Origin of the sequence: Streptomyces sp. PH10-H1, from assembly GCF_030063355.1 — a bacterium.
Classification (GTDB): domain Bacteria; phylum Actinomycetota; class Actinomycetes; order Streptomycetales; family Streptomycetaceae; genus Actinacidiphila.
On sequence record NZ_JASISZ010000004.1, the window covers coordinates 183,560 to 203,574 of the forward strand.

Consider the following 20,015-nt stretch of genomic DNA (forward strand, 5'->3'; position numbering starts at 1 on the left):
TTACCGGCCGATGCCGGCGAGCCGGGTGCGGCAAGTCCGGTGCCGGGACCGGTTGTCGTACCCGGCGGCTACGGTCGTGGGTATGACGGATCTCCGGGTGTTGGACCAGCGGGCGTTGCGCACGGTTGAAGTGATCATCGGCAGGATCGACGTGGCCCGGCTGGACGTGCCGACGCCGTGCGGGGAGTGGACGCTGCGGCGGCTGTTGGAGCACATCGTGGGGCAGAACCACGGCTTCGCCGCGGCGGCGAGGGGCGAGACGAAGGACCGGACGGTGTTCGCGGACCGGCCGGTGGGAGACGACCCGGCCGGGGCGTTCGCGGCCTCGGCCGCCGAGGTGGCGGCGTCCTTCGGCGCGGAAGGGGCGCTGGAACGGGGCTGGTGGCTGCCGGAGATCCGTGCCGGACGGGTCTTCCCCGCGCCGGTGGCCGTCGGTTTCCACTTCGTGAACACCGTCGTGCACGGCTGGGATGTCGCCCGGTCGATCGGCGTCGAGGCGGAATTCGACGCGGAGGTGCTGAAAGTGGCGCTGTCGGTGGCGGAAGCGATGGCGGCGGGGAAGAGCCGGCCGGCCGCCGACGAGGCGTTCGGCCCCGCGGTGGCCGATGCCGGGACGGGCGCGCCCCTCGACCGCATCGCCGCGATACTCGGCCGCTCCCCGGACTGGCCCGCGGGGGTCCAGGGGCCTGCCCGGCCGTTGAGCACCCCGCAGGTGTCGGCGACGACCCCAACCTACGTGGCTCACATCTCGTCGAAAGGCGTCGCATAGGCGAAGGCCCGCCCGTCGTCGTCCGTCGCGACCAGTGACCGCCCGGGATCCACGCATCGGTCGTCCGCAATCGGTCGACCAGCGGCGCTTCGCCGCCCGCAGCCTGGCCGGGCTTGGTGAGGCGACGGCGGTGACGTCACGGATCACGTCGATGTCGGCGGGTTGCTCACGTCGGATCAGCGCCGAAGCACTGTGGCGTACCGCGATGCGCCCGCCGCAAACGAATTACGGGCCATCCAGAACTCGCCACCAGAACCCGCCACCAGAACCCGCCACCCCAACCCGCCACCCCAACCCGCCACCCCAACCCTCCGCCGAACACCTCCGCCGAACCCTCCGCCCGAAGCGGCCACCCGGGTCCTCGCGGCGTCCGGGGCGCCCTCCGTTCCCTGTCGGCGCCTCTCATGACGCCCCGCTATGGTCATGAATCTCCCGATCTATTGGGGTGACGCGCTGGACCGGCCATGGGCAGGCGGCCCATGGCGGGATATGGTCCGAGCGGCGCGATGTTCCGTATCGGATGGGGAGTAAACGTGTCCGACGCTGCAAGACACACGACGGGGCGCGTGCTGATCGCCGCCGACAAGTTCAAGGGTTCGCTGACCGCGGTGCAGGTCGCCGAGCACGTCACGGCCGGATTGCTGCACGTGGTGCCGGGGCTGACCGTCGAGTCACTGCCGGTCGCCGACGGCGGTGACGGCACCGTCGACGCGGCCGTCGCGGCCGGTTTCGAGCGCCGCGAGCTGCGGGTGACCGGGCCGCTGGGCGAGCCCGTGACCGCCACGTACGCCGTACGCGACACGACCGCCGTGGTCGAGATGGCCGAGGCCTCCGGCCTCCGTCACCTGCCGGAGGGCGTCTTCGCGCCGCTCACGGCCACCACCTTCGGCACCGGCGAGCTGCTGCGCGCGGCGCTGGACGACGGTGCGCGCACCATCGTGCTCGGTGTCGGCGGCAGTGCCACCAACGACGGCGGGGCCGGCATGCTCGTCGCGCTCGGCGCCCGGCTGCTCGACGCGGACGGTGCACCGGTCGGTCCCGGCGGCGGGGCGCTGGCCGCCCTCGCGACCGCCGACCTGTCCGGGCTCGACCCGCGACTGGCCGAGACAGAGGTGGTGCTCGCCAGCGATGTCGACAATCCACTGCTCGGCCCGAAGGGCGCCGCGGCCGTCTACGGTCCGCAGAAGGGTGCCACCGACCAGGAAGTGGCCACCCTCGACACGGCCCTCGGGCGGTTCGTCGAGGTGCTGACGCAGGCCCGGGGATCGGCCGCGGCACACGCCGCGGAGGCGCCCGGAGCGGGCGCGGCGGGCGGCATCGGCTACGGCGCGCTCGTCGGGCTGAACGCGGCCTTCCGGCCCGGTATCGACGTGATGCTCGACGTGCTCGGCTTCGAGGAGGCACTGAGCCGCGCCGATCTCGTGATCACCGGCGAGGGCTCGCTCGACGAGCAGACCCTCCACGGAAAGGCCCCGGTGGGCGTCGCCCAGGCCGCGCGCGCCCGCAACATCGACGTCGTCGCCGTCTGCGGCCGGCTCGCCCTGGCCCCCGGCGCCCTCGGCGGGGCCGGCATCCGCCGCGCCTACGCCCTGACCGATATCGAGCCGGACCCGGCCGTCTGCATGGCCCAGGCCGGCCCGCTGCTCGAACGCGTCGCCCAGGCCTTGGCCCAGGACTTCCTGGCGCCGTAACGCCGACCGCACCGGGGTGCCGGGCGGGCTGGACATCTCCAGTCGGCCCGGCACCCCTGCCTGGTACCGCCGCGTGTCAGTCGCGCAGCTGGGCCGGCGCGAACTCGAGCAGTTCGTCGAGGGTGGTCTCCCGGGGAGATTCGGTCTGGGTGTTCCAGTCCGCGATGTAGTACGCCTCATGCCATTCGACGCGCCAGACGTGGCGGTGGCGGTTCTCGAACTCCACGAAACTGCCCGGAGCGCCGTCCAGTTCTCGCAGTTCCGTCACCAGGTTGCGCGGATCGGTGAAGCCGCGGCCGACGTTCGTACTGCGGCCGAGCGTCCTGGTATTGGCGTATCGCATCTTGAGAAAGGGCACGGGGTCGCGGTCGAGCTCGTTCGGCCGCAGCATGTCGAACCGGGTGATCGCCTCGTCCAGGGTCTCGTCCCCCGCGAATTCCAGGGCATAGGCCGGGAAGGCCAGGCGGACGAAGGGCGTGAGGGTGGGCCGGTCGTAGTCGTAGAACTCATGCACCTCGGGCGCGATGATCGTGACCGAGTCGAAGCGGTGCCCGGCGGGCGCCTCGAAGCCGTCCGACGCACCGATGAAGGGATTCCGGGCGACGATCCGCTCTTCGTGCTCGCGAGCGAACGCCAGGGTCGCGACAGCGAGGTCCTGATCGTACGAATCGCGCGCGTTGAGCTGCAGCAGTCGGCCACCGTCCGCGGAGAGCGCCCCGGCGAAGTCGAGACCGGGTGCGGGCGCCCAACTCCAGGCATTGTCCAGGCCTGGCAGCGGGGCCGCATCGCGGAAGCTGGTGACTACTTCCCGGATATCCATGAATCCTCCTTGGTCAGGTACACGAGTACCCAGGTCCGACTTCCTGTTTAAAGGTCGCCGTCATCTTGCCGCCACCGCGTGAGTTCTCCTTGAAGCCCATCGGCTCCATATCGCTCACCTTGTTGTAGAAGTCTTTTCGCGCCGCCTTGTCGGTGAATCGTCCTTCCCGGTTCCAATGGTCGACCACAGGGTCCTTGTGCTCGTACGTTACCGTCTGGTGGAAAGGCTTCGGGTTCTCCGCGGTCGGGTCCCAGATCTTCCGGCCCTTGCCGTCGTACCAGTTCAGCTGGTCCCGCGGCATGCGGTTGCCGTCGGCGTCGAGCGGCGCCCTGCCCTGCGCCCGGCCTTCGTCCGTGTAGTGCTCTGTCATGTGATCGTGAGTGGAGGTGCGGTAGTCCGTGCCGTACTGGTTGTTGCGCGTGTACTCCCGCCCGCCCTCCGGCTCCGGCGGGAGGGCGGGATCGCGCCCGAACTTGTTGCCGTTGTTGGGGTCCTGCCAGGCCAGCCCGAGCGGGTCGGTCAGCGTGTACGGGTTGGGCACGTAGGCGGCGTCGTTCGGTCCCGCGATCAGACCGAGCGGATCGGGCGTGACGTACTGGCCCGTCCGCGGGTCGTAGTAGCGCTGGTAGTTGTAGTGCCAGCCGGTCTCCGCGTCGGCGTACTGGCCCGGGAAGCGCAGCGGACAGTCGACGCCTCCGCCTCCGCCTCCGCCTTCCTGGGCCTGCTCGGGGAGGAGCGCTCCCCAGAGCGTGGTACGCCGCCGCCAGGCCAGCTCCCCGTCGGCGGAGATAGTTCGGCCGGCGCCCCCGACAGGTCGGTCACGATGGCGTGGAAGCGGGCGTCCACTTCTGTCCGGTCGAGCTGGGTCAGGGGTACGAAGCTGCCGGGCGCGTAGTCCCAGGAGATGGCGTGGTCGTCGGAGCCGATCTGCTCGATGAGGCGGGCGCCGTCCCAGACGAAGAGCGTCTCCTCGACGACGGTGCCACCTTCGCCCAGCCGCCGCTTCGCCGTTCGGCGGCCGCTGGGATCGTAGGTGTAGCGCCACTCCGAACCGTCGGGGGTCGTCGTCGCGACGAGCTGGCTCTGGCTGTTCCAGGCGTAGGTTCGCACCCGCCGCTGGCCGTTGAGCAGCCGGTGGACGCTCCGCACGATGCGGCCCTCGGTGTCGTGCTCGAAGGAGGTGCGTCCGCTGCGCTGGATGCGGTTGCCGTGGAAGGCGCGGTCCGCCTCGTCGGTGTCCGCGCCGGGGGTCTCGGCCCGCGTGATGTTGCCCACCGCGTCGTAGGAGTACCGCTCGGTCCACCCCCGGGCGTCGACGGCGGAGATACGGCCTGCTGGATCGAGGGTGAAGCGACGGGTGCCGGAGGTGAGTTCCTCGATCGCCGTCGGGACGCCGTCCGGCCGGTAGACGTAGGCGCGCTGCTGGAGCAGCCCCTCGGCCGGGTCGGAGGCACGGTCGAGGCGCTGCCCGGTGATCCGGCCCGCAGGGTCCCACGACTGGGTGAGCGTCACCCCGCCCGGGAGCCGGCGGTGGGTCTCCTGGTGGGCCGCGTCGAAGGCGAAGGTGATGCGGTGTCCGGCGGTCTCCAGGGAGGTGGGACTGCCAGCGCCGTCGTAGGTCCAGGTGGATTCGATCCCGGTGGGAGTACGCCGCCTGGTGCGCCGGCCGAGGCCGTCGTACTCGTAGGTGGTGGTCCTGCCGTTGATGCTCTCGGACAGCAGCATGCCGACCGTGCTGTACTCGCGTTCGACGGTGACATCGGGGCCGACCTCCCGGACGATGTTCCCGGCGGTGTCGTAGGTGAGGTGGGCGGTGTGGCCGTCGTACTGCGTCTCGACCGTCCGGCCGAAAGCGTCCCTGTGGAACCGGATGGTCTCGCCCACACCGTTGGTGCGGGCGGTCAGCCGGCCCATGGCGTCCAGCTCGTAGCCGAGGACGCGGCCGGTGAAGTCGGTCTCCGATGTGACGCGGTTCGCCGCGTCGTAGGCGTAACTCCAGTCCCGCCGCTGCGGGTCGGTCACCGACAGGAGGTTCAGTTCGGTGTCGAAGCCGAAGGTGTACTGGCTTCCGTCACCGTGGGTGCGGGAGGTGACAATGCCGAACGGGCCGACCGAGAACGTGGCGGTGCGCCCGGTGAGGTCGATGTGCGAGACGAGCCGCCCTTCGCCGTCCCACTCCCAGAACTCGCTTTCGCCGCTTGGCTGTTCACGCCAGACGGGCCAGCCCTCCGCCGTCCGGCCGAAGCGGGTGACGTGCCCGAGCGGGTCGGTGAACGTGCTCACGCGGCCGAAGGCGTCGCGCTCGATGGTGCTGACCGCGCCCTGTACGTCGGTGAACTCCACCGGCAGGCCGGCGGCATTGCTCCTGGCCCGGCTCGAGCGCCCGGCGGAGTCGGTGACGGCGACGAGGGCGCCGATCGCGTCGTAGGTGTAGACGGTCCGCGCACCCGAGGGGTCGATCGAGGCGGTTACATTGCGCGCGTCGTCGTAGGTGTGCTGCCACACCGCGCCGTCGGGCTCGACCGCCCGCACCAGTTGCCGCAGTTCGTCGTAGACCGCCTCGGTGGCCACACCGTCGGGGCGGACGGCCAGGGTGAGGTTGCCCGCGTCGTCGTAGCCGTAGCGGGTGGTGGCGCCCAGCGCGTCGGTCCGGGCCACGAGACGGTCGAACGCGTCCCACTCGTTGGTCAGCGACTCGCCGAGCACATTGGTCGAGGACACCAGCTGCAGGAGCTCGTTGTAGCGGTAGACCGTGCTGTGGCCGAGCGAGTTGGTGTAGGTGGTCGTACGGGCCTCGGTGTCGAACGTGAGCTCGCAGTTCAGGAAGTCGTCCTGGCCGCGGCCGCGGACGCAGCGCCCGGACTCGTCGTAATCCCAGCCGTACCAGTGGCCGGTACGATCCGTCCGCCGGACGATGCGGCCCTCGAAGTCGTACTCCAGCACCTCCGCGCGGCCCACGGAGTCGGTGACCTGCGTGAGATCGCCGTTGACGCTGTAGCCGAAGCCGCGCAGGACCGTGCCCTCGGGGCCGTCCTCCGTGCCCATCAGACGGACCCGGGTGATGCGATGGTCCTCGGTGTCGACGGCGAGGCGGTAGCCGCCGCTGTGGCGGATGAGGACGGGGGCGCCGTCGGCGGTGCGCTCGATGTCGATCCGGTTGCCGTTGAGGTCCGCTATCGCGCTCAGGGCCAGCGTGATCAGCCCCTCCGGCGCCGAGGCGGGCGGATTGACGCCGACGAAGTGCCGGGTGATACCGGAGGCCGGGTCGCCGATCCGGATGCGGCCGCCGGGTGTGCCGTCCCATTCCAGCAGCCAGCGCGGGCCGTGGTGCGGCATGACGGGCTCGTCGGGCCTGGGCACCGGATAGACCAGCAGCATCCCGTCGTCGGCGGCGAAGACCACGCCGTCGTTGTCCGCCTCCAGCCGCTGGTCGAGCGTGGAGGCCCAGGAGGGGCCGAACCAGCGCCCCGTGCGGTACGAGGAGGTGTGGGTGCGCTCCAGCACCAGCGCCAGCAGACCGTCCAGGGTCACATCCCGCTCGGACATGATCATCTCGCCGGAGATCAGGTCGATGGGGTCGCCGCCCTTGCAGCGTTTGGCGAACGGTTTGCCCGCTCCGACCTCGTCCTTGGCTCCCCGGCGCAGCGACGAGAAGAGATCGCGCGCCGCGGTGCCGCCCTTGCGGACGCTGTTGGCGATGTTCTCCAGGGCTTTGCCGCTCTTGAGGAGCGCGGGGAGGCTCTTGGCCATCTTGGCGAGGCCGCCGAGGGTGGTGAGGCCCTTGAACATGGGGATGCAGTCGAGGGCGGCGAAGGCCACGTCCCAGAGGCTGGCTTTGCCCTGGGCGTATTTGATGAGGGTGTCGGCGAGGACGACCAGGGCTGCGGCCAGCACGATCCAGGCGAGCGGTCCGCCGATGATGAGGACGACGATGCCCAGGACGGCGACGACGACCTTGCAGACGGCGACGATGTCGTCCCAGTGGTCGGCGACCCAGTCGACCGCCTTCTCCCACCAGTGCTTGTTCTTGATGCCGGCGTCGGACGCCTCGTGCAGGGCGTGTTCCGCGGTGCCGGCGGCGGTGTCCCGAAGGTGGGCGGCCTGCGCGGCGAGCTCCTTGGCCGCGTCCAGGCGCTGCTGGGCGTCGTGGACGGCGGAGTTGGCGGACTTCTGGGCGTTGGAGGCGTCCAGCGCGTTGCGGGTCGCGGTGCGGACCTCTTCGGCCGTCGGCGGTTGCACCCCCGGCTTGGGATCGGCCTGGTACTCCTTGGACTTGTCGCCCGCCCGCTTCATCCAGTCATTGGAGTTGGTCTGGGTGGTCTTGGCCGCGTCCAGATCCTGCCGGGCGGTACGCCCCTGCGCCAACGCCCGGTCCGCGTCGGCCTGCGCGGTCTCCAGCTTCGGCCAGTACGTCTCCAGGGCGCCCGACGCGAGCCGGTAGGACTTCTCCAACTTGCTCAGTTCATTGGGCAGATCACCGAACTGCTCCCGGTACGCGTCTCCCGCCAGACCCGCCCAGTCCTGAACGGCGTTGTCCCCGCTCAGCCCCCGGACCGACCGCAGCGCCGACGAGACGTCATCAGCGAAGTCGCCCAGCTTGCGGGCGAGTTCCTTCACTTCGTACGGATCACCCGGCACCGGATCCCGGTCCAGATCCAGCACATCCAATCCGTCGGACGATTCGCCACAGTGCCCCCCGTGTGTGATCGACTCCGATCCTATTCTTGCACTCTGACAACAGGGGTTCATCAGTTGGAGCCGACCCGTCGACAATCTGTTACGCGCCGCACTTCTCCGGTCCGCCCGGTACCGGTGTGAGCCGGAAGGCGTCCAGGGCCAGGGCCATCGCGATGAGGTCGCGGGGGCGCGAGAGCGAGCGGGCGGTGAGCTGTTCCAGGCGGCGTAGCCGGTTGAAGACGGTGTTGCGGTGGCAGTACAGCCGGGTGGCGGCGCGTCCGGCCGACCCCTGGCACTCCAGCCACGCGTCGAGCGTTCAGCCCGTCCGGCGGTTGAGGACGAACCCGATCGAACGTGAAGGGCCCCGAGCAGCTCGCTCGGGGCCCTTCACGTCGTGCACCGCACTCTCCGTGGCGGCGCCGTCACTGCTCGGCGCGCGCCTCGCGGCGGTTGTTACGGATGGTGTTCACCTTGCGGGTCGTGGCGAAGCACGGGATGAGCGCCGCGGCCGCGATCTGGAGCGCCGCGCCCGTCTGGAGCAGCAGGTGCCCGCCCGGGACGTCCAGCGTCCAGGCCGCCAGGCAGCCCATGCTGATGAAGATCCACGCCAGCGTGATGAGCGCGAGCCGCCCGCGCGGCTTGGGGTACTCGACCCGGCTCATCATCAGCCAGGCCACGCCCACGATCGCGAGCAGCGTCGGGATGAACGGCAGCTCCAGCAGGACGACGGAGACGACCGTCATCGCGCCGAAGGGGCTCGGCATGCCCTGGAAGACCCCGTCGCGGATCGTGGTGCAGGAGAAACGCGCGAGTCTGAGCACCACGGCGAGCAGAACGACGACCGCGGCCACCGCCGAGAGCCGACCGTGCGCATCGTCCGCGACCAGCCCCCACACCACCACGAAGTACGCGGGGGCGAGGCCGAAGCTGATCAGGTCCGACAGGTTGTCGAGTTCGGCGCCCATCGCGGAGCTGCGGAGCTTGCGCGCCACCAGTCCGTCCAGGAGGTCGAAGACCGAGGCCATCAGCATGAGGGTCACGGCCGTCGCGGCGTTGTGCCGCGCCATGCCGCCGTCGGCGGTGCCCATGAGGTGCGGCACCAGCACGCCGGTGGTCGTGAAGTACACGGCCATGAATCCGCAGATGGCGTTACCGAGAGTGAGGGTGTCCGCGATGGAGAGCCGCGTGGACAGCGGGAGCTCGTCGACCTCTTCCTCCAGCTCGGTGACCCAGGGGGCCTGTGTGTGCGTGTCAGGATCAATCACGGTCAAGACGAGTCACCCCAGCCATGGTGGTCTGGCCGACCTCGACATCGGGCTGGACGCCCTCAGGGAGGTAGATGTCGACGCGGGAGCCGAAGCGGATCAGACCGATGCGTTCGCCCTGCTCGACCTTGGTGCCCGAGGGCACGTAGGGCACGATGCGGCGGGCCACCGCGCCTGCGATCTGCACCATCTCGATGTCGCCGAGTTCGGTGTCGAAGTGCCAGACAACGCGCTCGTTGTTCTCGCTCTCCTTGTTGAACGCCGGTACGAATCCGCCGGGGATGTGCTCCACGGAGGTGACCGTGCCGGCGAGCGGCGCGCGGTTCACATGAACGTTCAACGGGCTCATGAAGATCGCGACGCGGGTGCGTCCGTCCTTCCACGGCATGATGCTCTGCACCACGCCGTCGGCGGGTGAGATCACCCGGCCCTGAGCGATGTCTCGCTCAGGGTCACGGAAGAACCACAGCATGCCCGCCGCCAGTGCGGTGGTGGGCACGGCCACGGCCGCCCAGCGCCCGGAGCGGCGGGCGCGGGTGAGGCTGACCGCCGCGGCGGCGACAGTCGGGAGGAGCCACGGCGACGCTCCGCGCGCGAGGCGGACCCGGCCGCGAGGTGCAGAGGAATGGCTGTGGGGCATGGAAGACCTTCGTAGCGGAGGATGCCGCAAGATGGTTCTGGGGACGGCGGCTTTACCAAGATGGTATCGGTTGACACCCACAACTGGGCAAGCGCGAGAGCGAGTCGATGGCCGGTAAGCGATGACTGGGTGTGACCTTCACCTCGGATATATCGCCTATATCCGGACATTTACCCCTGGATTCTATACTCCTCGAGCAGTCGGCGTCCAATGATCATTTTCTGGATCTCAGCGGTACCTTCACCGATGAGCAACATGGGGGCCTCCCGGTAGAGGCGCTCGATCTCGTACTCCTTGGAGAAGCCGTAGCCGCCGTGGATACGGAAGGCGTCCTCGACGACCTCCTTGCAGTACTCCGAGGCCAGGTACTTCGCCATGCCGGCCTCGAGGTCGTTGCGCTGGCCCGAGTCCTTCTTGCGGGCGGCGTTCACCATCATCTGGTGGGCGGCCTCGACCTTGGTGGCCATCTCGGCGAGTTTGAAGGAGATCGCCTGGTGCTCGATGATCGGCTTGCCGAAGGTGTGGCGTTGTTGCGCGTAGGAGATCCCGAGCTCGAACGCGCGCTGGGCGACTCCACAGCCGCGCGCCGCCACATTGACCCGCCCGACCTCGACGCCGTCCATCATCTGATAGAAGCCGCGACCGCTCTGACCACCGAGAACGCGGTTCGACGGGATCCTGACGTCCTCCAGGATCAGCTCCGTCGTGTCGACGCCCTTGTAGCCCATCTTCTCGATTTTGCCGGGCACGGTGAGGCCCGGGACCGCCGGATTCGGACCGAAGCCCGGCTCCTTCTCGATGAGGAAGGTCGTCATCGACTTGTGCGGCTTGGCGGCCGCCTCCTCGGGGGAGAGGCCCTCATCGGTCTTGCAGAGCACGGCGACCAGGTTGGCCGAACCGCCGTTCGTCAGCCACATCTTCTGGCCGTTGATGACGTAGTCGTCGCCGTCGCGCACGCCCTTGGTGCGGAGCGCGGCCACATCCGAGCCCATGCCCGGCTCCGACATGGAGAAGGCGCCGCGTACCTCGCCGGCCGCCATCCGGGGCAGGAAGTACTCCTTCTGCTCCTGTGTTCCATGCTGCTTGAGCATGTAGGCGACGATGAAATGCGTGTTGATGATGCCCGAAACACTCATCCAGCCGCGGGCGATCTCCTCGACCGTGAGGGCGTATGTGAGAAGAGACTCACCAAGGCCCCCGTACTCCTCGGGAATCATCAGCCCGAAGATGCCAAGTTCCTTCAAACCTTCAACGATTTCGGTGGGGTACTCGTCGCGGTGCTCCAGCTCCGTCGCGACCGGAAGGATCTCCTTGTCCACGAAGCTGCGGACGGTGGAGAGGATCTCCCGCTGGATGTCGGTCAGCCCGTCGGTGTGAGCGAGACGCGCCATGTCAGTTCTCCTGCAGCTCGGGGCGGCCGGGCTGCTCGCCGCCGCGTTCCTTGATGTACGTGGCGGTGGGGACCATCACCTTGCGGCGGAAGACGCACACCATGGTGCCGTCCTGCTTGTAGCCCTTGGTCTCGACATAGACGATGCCGCGGTCGTCCTTGGACTTGGACGGCCACTTGTCGAGGACGGTGGTCTGCCCGTAGATGGTGTCGCCGTGGAAGGTCGGCGCCATGTGCTTGAGCGACTCGACCTCCAGGTTGGCGATCGCCTTGCCGGACACGTCCGGCACGGACATGCCGAGCAGCAGGGAGTAGATGTAGTTGCCCACGACCACGTTCCTGCCGAAGTCCGTGGTCTTCCCGGCGTAGTTCGCGTCCATGTGGAGCGGGTGGTGGTTCATGGTGAGAAGGCAGAAGAGGTGGTCGTCGTACTCGGTGACCGTTTTCCCGGGCCAGTGCTTGTAGACAGCACCGATCTCGAACTCCTCGTAAGTGCGACCGAACTGCACCGTCATACCTCCAACTTGTTCGCGAGCCGGATCTCGTCCACGATCCGGCCGATGATCTCAGTGATGCCGAAGTCCTTCGGAGTGAACACCGCGGCGACCCCGGCGGCACGCAACGCCGCCGCGTCCGCCGGAGGGATGATCCCGCCGGCGATCACTGGTACGTCGTCCACCCCGGCCTTGCGCAGCCGTTGCAGCACGTCCGGCACGAGTGCGGCGTGCGAGCCGGACAGGATGGACAGTCCCACGCAGTGCACATCCTCGGCCACGGCCGCGGAGACGATCTCCTCGGGGGTGAGCCGGATCCCCTGGTAGACCACCTCGAATCCCGCATCGCGGGCCCGTACGGCGATCTGCTCCGCGCCGTTGGAGTGCCCGTCGAGGCCCGGCTTGCCGACCAGCAGGCGGAGCTTGCCGACGCCGAGTTCCGCGGCGGTCGCGGCGACCTTGAGGCGGACCTCGGCCAGCGGGGTGCCCGCCTCGGCGGTCACCGCCACCGGGGCGCTGCTGACGCCCGTAGGGGCGCGGAACTCGCCGAAGACGTCCCGCAGCGCCCAGGACCACTCGCCGGTCGTGACGCCGGCGCGGACGCACTCCAGGGTCGCGGCCATGAGGTTCTCGCTGCCCGCCGCGGCGGCCTTCAGCGCCGCGACCCCCTCCTGGGCGCGGTGTTCATCGCGGTTGTCGCGCCAGGTGTGCAGCGCGGACACGACGCGCGCCTCGTTGGCCGGGTCGACGGTCATGATGGCGGTGTCGAGATCGGCGGTGAGCGGGCTGGGCTCGGTGCTCTGGTAGCAGTTGACGCCGACGATCTTGTCGTCGCCCGACTCGATGCGCGCGCGGCGCTCCGCGTGCGAGGAGACCAGTGCGGACTTCAGATACCCGGACTCGACGGCCGCCATGGCGCCGCCCATCCGCTCGATCCGCTCCATCTCGGCCGTCACGTCGGCGATGAGCTCGGTGACCTTGGCCTCGACGACATGGCTGCCCTCGAAGATGTCCTCGTACTCCAGCAGGTCGCTCTCATGGGCCAGGACCTGCTGGATGCGCAGGCTCCACTGCTGGTCCCAGGGCCGGGGCAGGCCCAGCGCCTCGTTCCAGGCGGGCAGTTGCACGGCGCGGGCGCGGGCGTCCTTGGAGAGGGTGACGGCCAGCATCTCCAGCACGATGCGCTGGACGTTGTTCTCCGGCTGGGCTTCCGTCAGGCCCAGCGAGTTGACCTGCACGCCGTACCGGAATCGGCGCTGCTTGGCGTTCTCGATGCCGTAGCGCTCCCGGGTGATGGTGTCCCAGAGGCGGCCGAAGGCCCGCATCTTGCACATCTCCTCGATGAAGCGGACACCCGCGTTCACGAAGAACGAGATCCGGGCGACCACCTCGCCGCGGCGGTCCTCCGGGATCTGCCCCGAGGCGAACACCGCGTCCAGGACGGCGATCGCGGTGGACATCGCGAAGGCGATCTCCTGGACCGGGGTGGCTCCGGCCTCCTGCAGGTGGTAGCTGCAGATGTTGATCGGGTTCCACTTGGGGATGTTGTTGACCGTGTACGTGATCATGTCGGTGGTCAGCCGCAGGGAGGGGCCGGGCGGGAAGACATGGGTCCCGCGCGACAGGTACTCCTTGACGATGTCGTTCTGCGTCGTCCCCTGGAGCTCGGTGACGTCCGCGCCCTGCTCCTCGGCGACCACCTGGTACATCGCCAGCAGCCACATGGCGGTGGCGTTGATGGTCATCGAGGTGTTCATCCCCTCCAGGGGGATGCCCTGGAAGAGCCGCCGCATGTCACCGATGTGCGAGACCGGGACCCCGACCCGGCCGACCTCGCCGCGCGCGAGCACATGGTCGGGGTCGTAGCCGGTCTGGGTCGGCAGGTCGAACGCGACGGACAGTCCGGTCTGCCCCTTGGCGAGGTTGTTCTTGTACAGCTCGTTGGACGCCTCGGCGGTGGAGTGCCCGGCATACGTCCGCATCAGCCAGGGACGGTCTTTCCCATGACGCGCGTGCTCGCTGTCCGCCATCAGACGTTCCGGAAGCGGTTGATGGCGGGAAGGTGCTTCTCGCGCATCTCGTGGTCGGTGACGCCGAGTCCTTCGCGCGGGGCGAGCGCCAGGACGCCGACCTTGCCCTGGTGGAGGTTGCGGTGCACGTCGTACGCGGCCTGGCCGGTCTCCTCCAGGGTGTACGTCCTCGACAGCGTCGGGTGGATTTTGCCCTTGGCGACCAGCCGGTTGGCCTCCCACGCCTCGCGGTAGTTCGCGAAGTGCGAGCCGACGATCTTCTTGAGCGACATCCACAGGTAGCGGTTGTCGTACTCGTGGTTGTAGCCCGAGGTCGAGGCGCAGGTGACGATCGTGCCGCCCTTGCGGGTGACGTAGACGCTCGCGCCGAAGGTCTCGCGGCCCGGGTGCTCGAAGACGATGTCGACATCCTCGCCGCCGGTGAGCTCACGGATGCGCTTGCCGAGGCGCTTCCACTCGCGCGGGTCCTGGTTGTGCTCGTCCTTCCAGAACTTGTAGTCCTCGGCGTTGCGGTCGATGATCGCCTCCGCGCCCATCGCCCGGCAGATGTCGGCCTTCTGGTCGCTGGAGACCACACAGATCGGGGTGGCGCCGCCGGCCAGCGCGAACTGGGTGGCGTAGGAGCCGAGCCCGCCGGACGCGCCCCAGATGAGGACGTTGTCGCCCTGCTTCATGCCGGCGCCGTTGCGGGACACCAGCTGGCGGTACGCGGTGGAGTTCACCAGGCCGGGAGCAGCGGCCTCCTCCCAGCTGAGGTGCTGGGGCTTGGGCATCAGCTGGTTGGACTTCACGAGCGCGATCTCGGCGAGGCCGCCGAAGTTGGTCTCGAAGCCCCAGATGCGCTGCTCGGGGTCGAGCATGGTGTCGTTGTGGCCGTCGGAGGACTCCAGCTCGACGGACAGGCAGTGCGCCACGACCTGGTCACCGGGGTGCCAGGCGTTCACGCCGGGGCCGGTGCGCAGCACGACGCCCGCGAGGTCGGAGCCGATCACGTGGTATGGCAGGTCGTGCCGCTTGCTGAGCGGGGAGAGCTTTCCGTACCGCTCCAGGAACGTGAACGTGGAGACCGGCTCGAAGATCGAGGTCCAGACGGAGTTGTAATTCACCGAGCTGGCCATGACGGCGACGAGGGCTTCGCCGGGACCGAGTTCGGGAACCGGCACGTCGTCCAGGTGCAGGGACTTGCGCGGGTCCTTGTCGCGGCTGTCGAGGCCGGCGAACATCTCGGCCTCGTCCTTGTGGACGGTGATGGCGCGGTACGACTCGGGCAGCGGCAGGGCCGCGAAGTCGGCGGCCGAAGCCACGGCGGAGCCGCTGTCGGATGCGGTCGACGCGAGAATCGCGTCCAGGATTTCCTTCACGGGGTGCCTCCGGCGAAGCGCGACGTTGAAACGTTTGAGGGAACGTCGGCGAGGGCTGACGGGTGACTGGTGCCGTCGGTTCGGCGGGGATACTGCTCCCGTGACGGTCGCACGGGTGGAACCTGTATCGCGCGGTGGCGCGGTGGTGGGCCCCCGGACGAGTCCGGAGATGCCTGTGACGCAGGCGTCCGGGCCTTTGGGGACAGACGGCGTGCGTGGGATCACCACACGCCGCCCGCCCGGACACGGCTTACGTTATGGCACGGGGTGCCACTCGTAAAGACACTGCGTGCCAACAATTTCTCTCAAGTGTCATCCCGCCGCCACAAACGAGCAACAGCGGCCGCCCGGATTGTCCGGGCGGCCGCTGTTATGCACCCTGCGGAGGGTCCTGGGCGGGCGGTCAGCCGCCCCGCAGCGCCTTCTCGATGATGCGCATCACTTCGGCGGGGGAGGCGTCCGTACGCGCCACCGTGACCACGACCTCGCCGGTCTGCGAGGCGGCCGCGGCCGGCGCCGAAGGCGGCACGGACAGCCGCCCCACCCCTATGCCGGTGCCGAACGTCGCCTTGATCACGTCGAAGGCGTGGTCCAGCTGCGCCTCCACGTCCCCCTTGCCGCCGGCCCGCAGCCAGCGCCGCAGCACATGGTTGTGCGCCGCCACCACGGCGGACGCGGCGACCTCCGCGAGCAGCGGGTCGTCGTCACCGTCATGGTGGGCCGACTCGTCGAAGTGGCCCAGCAGATAGCGCGTGAACAGCCGTTCGTAGCGGGCCACCGAGGAGATCTCGCGCTCCCGCAGCGTCGGTACCTCGCGGGTCAGCCGGTACCGCTCGACGGAGACCTCGGGGGCCTCCGCGTACATCCGCAGTACCTCGGTGATGCCGCGGCAGACCGTGTCCAGCGGGTGCTCCTGGGGTTCCGCGGAGTCGAGGACCGCCTGGACCCGCACCAGGGTGTCGTCGTGATCGGGGAAGATCGCCTCTTCCTTGGACCGGAAGTGGCGGAAGAACGTCCTGCGGGCCACCCCGGCCGCCGCCGCGATGTCATCGACGGTCGTGGCCTCGTACCCCCGGGACGCGAACAGGTGCATCGCGGACGCCGCCAGATCCTGCCGCACCCGGTGGCGCTGGGCGGCGGCACGGCGGCCGTTCGCCGTCGCCGAGCCGTCGGCGGTGGTCTTCGTCGCGGATTTGACGGTCTGGGCCATACGTGGAACGTACTCCATGGCCGGGCCGGCGCGGGACGGACGGGGCGGCCGGGACGGGCCTCGCGGGCCCAGCAGACCGCCCCAGCCGCCCTCATGATCAGCGCCGGGCATACTCGCGGAAGCCGCGGCCCGTCTTGCGGCCCAGGCAGCCCGCCGACACCAGGTGCTCCAGCAGCGGCGAGGGCGCCAGGCCCGGGTCGCGGAACTCCTTGTGCAGCACCTGCTCGATCGCCAGGGACACATCCAGGCCGACAACGTCCAGCAGCTCGAACGGACCCATCGGGTAACCGCCGCCGAGCTTCATCGCGGTGTCGATGTCCGCCACCGTCGCGTAGTTCTCCTGGACCATCTTCACCGCGTTGTTCAGGTATGGGAACAGCAGCGCGTTCACGATGAACCCGGCCCGGTCCCCGCAGTCCACGGCGTGCTTGCGTACCTTGCCGCACACCTCGCGCACGGTGGCGTGCACATCGTCCTCGGTCAGGACGGTACGGACCACCTCGACGAGCTTCATCGCGGGCGCCGGGTTGAAGAAGTGCATCCCGATGACGTCCTGCGGGCGCGAGGTCGCCCTGGCGATGGCGATGACGGGCAGCGAGGAGGTCGTGGTGGCGAGCACCGCACCCGGTTTGCACACCTCGTCCAGCGCCGTGAAGAGCCGCTGCTTGACGGCGAGATCCTCGGCGACCGCCTCGACGGCCAGGTCCACGTCGCCGAAGGCGTCGTACGAGCCGGCCGCCGTCACCCGCGCGACGGCCGCGTCGCGCTGCTCCTGGGTGAGCCGCCCCTTGGCGACCGAACGGTCCAGGGACTTGGCCAGCCGGGCGACCGCCTGGTCGGCCTTGTCCTGGGAGCGGGCGGCCAGCACGACGTCATAGCCGGCCTTCGCGAACACCTCGGCGATACCCGTCGCCATGGTGCCGGATCCGGCGACGCCCACGCTGCGCACGGCCCGGCCCGCGACCGCGGCGTTCCCGTCGTTCGCCGGTGTCGTGGCGTCGGCGACGACGGTCTCGCTGCCGGGAGCCTCATAGGTGTAGAAACCGCGGCCCGACTTGCGGCCGGACAGCCCGGCGGCGGCCAGCTGCCCCAGGATCGGGGCCGGGGCGTGCAGCCGGTCGTGGGACGCCTCGTACATCGCCTCCAGGACGGTCTGCGCGGTGTCGATGCCGATCAGGTCGAGCAGGGCCAGCGGGCCCATCGGCAGACCGCAGCCGAGCTTCATCGCGGCGTCGATGTCCTCGCGGGTCGCGTACTTCGACTCGTACATCGCGGCGGCCTGGTTGAGATAGCCGAACAGCAGGCCGTCGGCGATGAACCCGGGCCGGTCGCCGACCGGGACGGGCTCCTTGCCGAGCGCGCGCACCAGCGTGGTCACCAGCGCGGTCGCCTCGGGTGAGGTCAGCACGGTGGAGACCACCTCGACCAGCTTCATGGCGGGCGCGGGCGCGAAGAAGTGCAGGCCGAGGACGCGGTCCGGGCGGGAGGTGAGCGAGGCCAGCCGCGTCACCGACAGGGCGTTGGTGCCCGTCGCGATGATCGCGTCGGGCTTCACGATCTGGTCCAGCGCCTCGAAGACGGCGCGCTTGGCGTCGAACTGCTCGTTGACGACCTCGATGACCAGGTCCGCCTCGGCGGCCGCCTGCAGATCGGGGAAGGTACGGAACCGCGCGAGGGTGTCGGCGCGCTCGGCCTCGGTGATCCGGCCGCGCTCGACGGCGCGTGCCGTCGAATGGTCCAGGGCGGTGACGGCCCGGCGGGCGGCGGCGTCGCTGGTGTCGATGCCGATGACCTCATGGCCGGCGCGGGCCATGACCTCGGCGATTCCGGCGCCCATGGTGCCGAGGCCGACGACGGCGACGGTGGGAAGGGCGAGAGTGGGCAGGGGACTACTGCTGGACGGACGGTCCATCGCGAAACTCCAGATGCTGAGGAGACCGCGGCTGCCGGGAGGCGCGCGCGGCTGAGGAGCTGGGTGGAGTCGCGGGCCACAGGAAAGGGGTACGTGCCCGCATGAGGTGGTTGGCGAGCCCTGTCCCGGGGCCGCGCCGCGATGGTGCCGAACCGACGTGATGTGCTGCGTACTGCATTGCTGCGCAATTGCTGCGTAATTGGTGGGTACTGCGGGTCGAGCTGTGCACGACGGCTGCGTCACCAGGCTGCCGTGCACGTTGGTCTGAGGGTAACCGGCCGGTAACCTACGCGCCAGACCACCGCCCATGTGATCTGTACCGCGTACAGATGAGCGCGCCGTAGGCTGTGCGGGTGGATTCCGCAGCGCGCGACGAACTGGCCGGCGTACTCACTGAACCTGGGCAGACACTGGAAGCCAGGGAGGCCGCCGCCGTGGCGCTGGCCGGCACCGGTGACCGGCGGGCGTTCGAGACCCTCGCCCTGCTGCTCAACTACCGGGAGCCGGCCCGCGCCCTGACCGCCGCGCGCGCCCTGGCCCGGCTGGGCGACCCGCGCACCGCGCGGACCGCCGCCGCGCTGGCGACCAACCCGCTCCGGGTCGCCTACGCCGTCCAGCCGATCCGGCTGCTGGTCGAACTGCGGGCCCCGGAATCCGTCCCCGCGCTCATCGAGACCCTGGACCGGCTGCTGGCCGAAGAGGCCCTCGGCTGGGACGCCGTCCCCGCCTGCGTGGAGGGGCTGGGCGAACTCGGCGACGCCCGGGCGGTGACCGTACTGCGCGCCGCGTGCGCCCACCCCCGCCTGCGGACCGCCGCCCGGGCGGCCCTGACCCGGATCGGCTACCAGGAAGCCGGCGAGGACGGCGGCGTACCGCGCACGTAGCGCACCTCGCGCAGGGACACCTCGTCGTAGTCCTCCAGCTGCTCGGCGCCGTCACGGACGAAGCCGGCCTTCTCGTAGAAGCGGCGGGCGGGCGCGTTGTCGGCCAGGACCCACAGCCGCACGCGCCGGAAGCCGCGGTCCGCCGCGCGCGTCAGGACCGCCCCGACGAGCGCGCGGCCGGCGCCGGTGCCGATCAGGTCGGGGCGGACGTAGATCGCGTACAGCTCGCCGTCCCCGGGCTCGGCGTCCTCGCCGCGGTACGGGCCGTGGCTCGCCCAGCCGGTGACCTCGGCGCCGTCGGCCGAAACCAGGTTCTCCACCCGGCCGGTGTCGTTCTCGAACCATGCGCGGCGCCGGGCCGCGTCCGCCGCGACCGTCATCGCGTCGAGGCAGGGCTGCGGCACGATGCCCGCGTAGGCGCGCTGCCAGCCATGCACCCGTATCGCGGAAACGGCCTCGATATCGCCGCCGGTCATCACCCGAATTTCGGTCATGAGCAGGAGGCTAGAGCAGCGACAGCCGGGTGGGTCCACTGACTCGTTGAGCATTGGGCGGGCGTCCAGCCTCGTTCCGGCGGGAGGGCGTGCCTGTGTACTGCAACTGGTACCTGGCCACGATGAAGCGCACCAACGTCTACGCCCGACGCGGACGATCTCGCTCTGATCAAGGCGGGGGCCGCCGGTAAGGGCATCAGTGAGGCCGAGATCATCCGTGCGGCCGTCCACCGTGCCGCACTCGTGCAGCGGACCCGGGACGAGCCGTTCATCACCGAGACCTTCGACCTCGGCGGACCGGTGACCCATGAGGACATTCGTGCGATCCGGTGTTCCGCGTTCCGGCTGCTCCCGGACGACCTGTAGGCCTTTGGTGGC

15 protein-coding genes and 3 pseudogenes are annotated in these 20,015 nt (G+C 69.7%); 4 read left to right on the forward strand and 14 right to left on the reverse strand.

What is annotated here, in order from left to right; translation table 11 throughout:
- Nucleotides 1-82 precede the first annotated feature (82 nt).
- Entirely contained in the window at nt 83-769 is a 687-nt protein-coding gene (locus tag QMK24_RS04670) for a TIGR03086 family metal-binding protein (RefSeq protein WP_283463813.1), read from the forward strand.
- Nucleotides 770-1,275: 506 nt separating this feature from the next.
- Complete coding sequence (locus tag QMK24_RS04675; RefSeq protein ID WP_283463815.1) at nt 1,276-2,460, forward strand: glycerate kinase; 1,185 nt, start codon at nt 1,276-1,278, stop codon at nt 2,458-2,460.
- A gap of 76 nt (nt 2,461-2,536) precedes the next feature.
- Here the strand turns inward: QMK24_RS04675 and QMK24_RS04680 are convergent, their stop codons facing one another.
- From QMK24_RS04680 to QMK24_RS04740, 13 genes and pseudogenes are all read right to left on the reverse strand, one after another.
- A complete protein-coding gene (locus QMK24_RS04680; protein ID WP_283463816.1) occupies nt 2,537-3,280 on the reverse strand; it encodes a hypothetical protein in 744 nt (247 codons plus the stop codon).
- A gap of 13 nt (nt 3,281-3,293) precedes the next feature.
- The gene (locus QMK24_RS04685; protein ID WP_283463883.1) at nt 3,294-3,821 is read right to left on the reverse strand and encodes a hypothetical protein; all 528 of its coding nucleotides are present in this window, start codon (nt 3,819-3,821) and stop codon (nt 3,294-3,296) included.
- Nucleotides 3,822-3,842: 21 nt separating this feature from the next.
- Nucleotides 3,843-4,325: pseudogene (locus QMK24_RS04690) on the reverse strand (RHS repeat-associated core domain-containing protein); the annotation flags it as partial.
- An 11-nt stretch (nt 4,326-4,336) separates the two neighbouring features.
- Nucleotides 4,337-8,029, reverse strand: a pseudogene (locus QMK24_RS04695) (DUF6531 domain-containing protein); the annotation flags it as partial.
- A gap of 28 nt (nt 8,030-8,057) precedes the next feature.
- Nucleotides 8,058-8,273, reverse strand: a pseudogene (locus QMK24_RS04700) (helix-turn-helix domain-containing protein); the annotation flags it as partial.
- Between the two features lie 106 nt (nt 8,274-8,379).
- A complete protein-coding gene (gene pssA, locus QMK24_RS04705; protein ID WP_283463817.1) occupies nt 8,380-9,228 on the reverse strand; it encodes a CDP-diacylglycerol--serine O-phosphatidyltransferase in 849 nt (282 codons plus the stop codon).
- Nucleotides 9,215-9,862 carry a phosphatidylserine decarboxylase gene (locus QMK24_RS04710; RefSeq protein WP_283463818.1) on the reverse strand — a complete coding sequence of 216 codons (648 nt, stop codon included), beginning with the start codon at nt 9,860-9,862 and terminating at the stop codon, nt 9,215-9,217. Before QMK24_RS04710 ends, pssA begins: the two co-directional genes overlap by 14 nt.
- A gap of 170 nt (nt 9,863-10,032) precedes the next feature.
- Nucleotides 10,033-11,253: an acyl-CoA dehydrogenase family protein gene (locus QMK24_RS04715; RefSeq protein WP_283463820.1), complete on the reverse strand. Its 1,221-nt coding sequence runs from the start codon at nt 11,251-11,253 to the stop codon at nt 10,033-10,035.
- A gap of 1 nt (nt 11,254) precedes the next feature.
- Entirely contained in the window at nt 11,255-11,761 is a 507-nt protein-coding gene (locus QMK24_RS04720) for a MaoC family dehydratase (protein ID WP_283463879.1), read from the reverse strand.
- A gap of 2 nt (nt 11,762-11,763) precedes the next feature.
- Nucleotides 11,764-13,776 (reverse strand): ethylmalonyl-CoA mutase, encoded by a 2,013-nt coding sequence (locus QMK24_RS04725; RefSeq protein ID WP_283463821.1) that lies wholly within the window; start codon nt 13,774-13,776, stop codon nt 11,764-11,766.
- Nucleotides 13,776-15,137 (reverse strand): crotonyl-CoA carboxylase/reductase, encoded by a 1,362-nt coding sequence (gene ccrA / locus QMK24_RS04730; RefSeq protein ID WP_283463822.1) that lies wholly within the window; start codon nt 15,135-15,137, stop codon nt 13,776-13,778. Before ccrA ends, QMK24_RS04725 begins: the two co-directional genes overlap by 1 nt.
- Nucleotides 15,138-15,540: 403 nt before the next feature.
- Nucleotides 15,541-16,347, reverse strand: a complete 807-nt coding sequence (locus tag QMK24_RS04735) for a TetR family transcriptional regulator (RefSeq protein WP_283463823.1) — start codon at nt 16,345-16,347, stop codon at nt 15,541-15,543.
- 97 nt (nt 16,348-16,444) lie between these two features.
- Nucleotides 16,445-18,259 (reverse strand): 3-hydroxyacyl-CoA dehydrogenase family protein, encoded by a 1,815-nt coding sequence (locus tag QMK24_RS04740; protein ID WP_283463824.1) that lies wholly within the window; start codon nt 18,257-18,259, stop codon nt 16,445-16,447.
- Between the two features lie 353 nt (nt 18,260-18,612).
- Here QMK24_RS04740 and QMK24_RS04745 point away from each other — a divergent pair, with 353 nt between their 5' ends.
- Complete coding sequence (locus QMK24_RS04745) at nt 18,613-19,143, forward strand: HEAT repeat domain-containing protein (protein WP_283463825.1); 531 nt, start codon at nt 18,613-18,615, stop codon at nt 19,141-19,143.
- On the opposite strand, the gene QMK24_RS04750 is transcribed toward QMK24_RS04745, so the two are convergent.
- Nucleotides 19,101-19,637, reverse strand: coding sequence for a GNAT family N-acetyltransferase (locus tag QMK24_RS04750; RefSeq protein ID WP_283463826.1), 537 nt, complete (start codon nt 19,635-19,637; stop codon nt 19,101-19,103). The genes QMK24_RS04745 and QMK24_RS04750 overlap by 43 nt on opposite strands.
- Before the next feature lie 243 nt (nt 19,638-19,880).
- On the opposite strand from QMK24_RS04750, the gene QMK24_RS04755 reads away from it, so the two are divergent.
- Nucleotides 19,881-20,003: a hypothetical protein gene (locus tag QMK24_RS04755; RefSeq protein ID WP_283463827.1), complete on the forward strand. Its 123-nt coding sequence runs from the start codon at nt 19,881-19,883 to the stop codon at nt 20,001-20,003.
- The last annotated feature ends 12 nt before the right edge of the window (nt 20,004-20,015 follow it).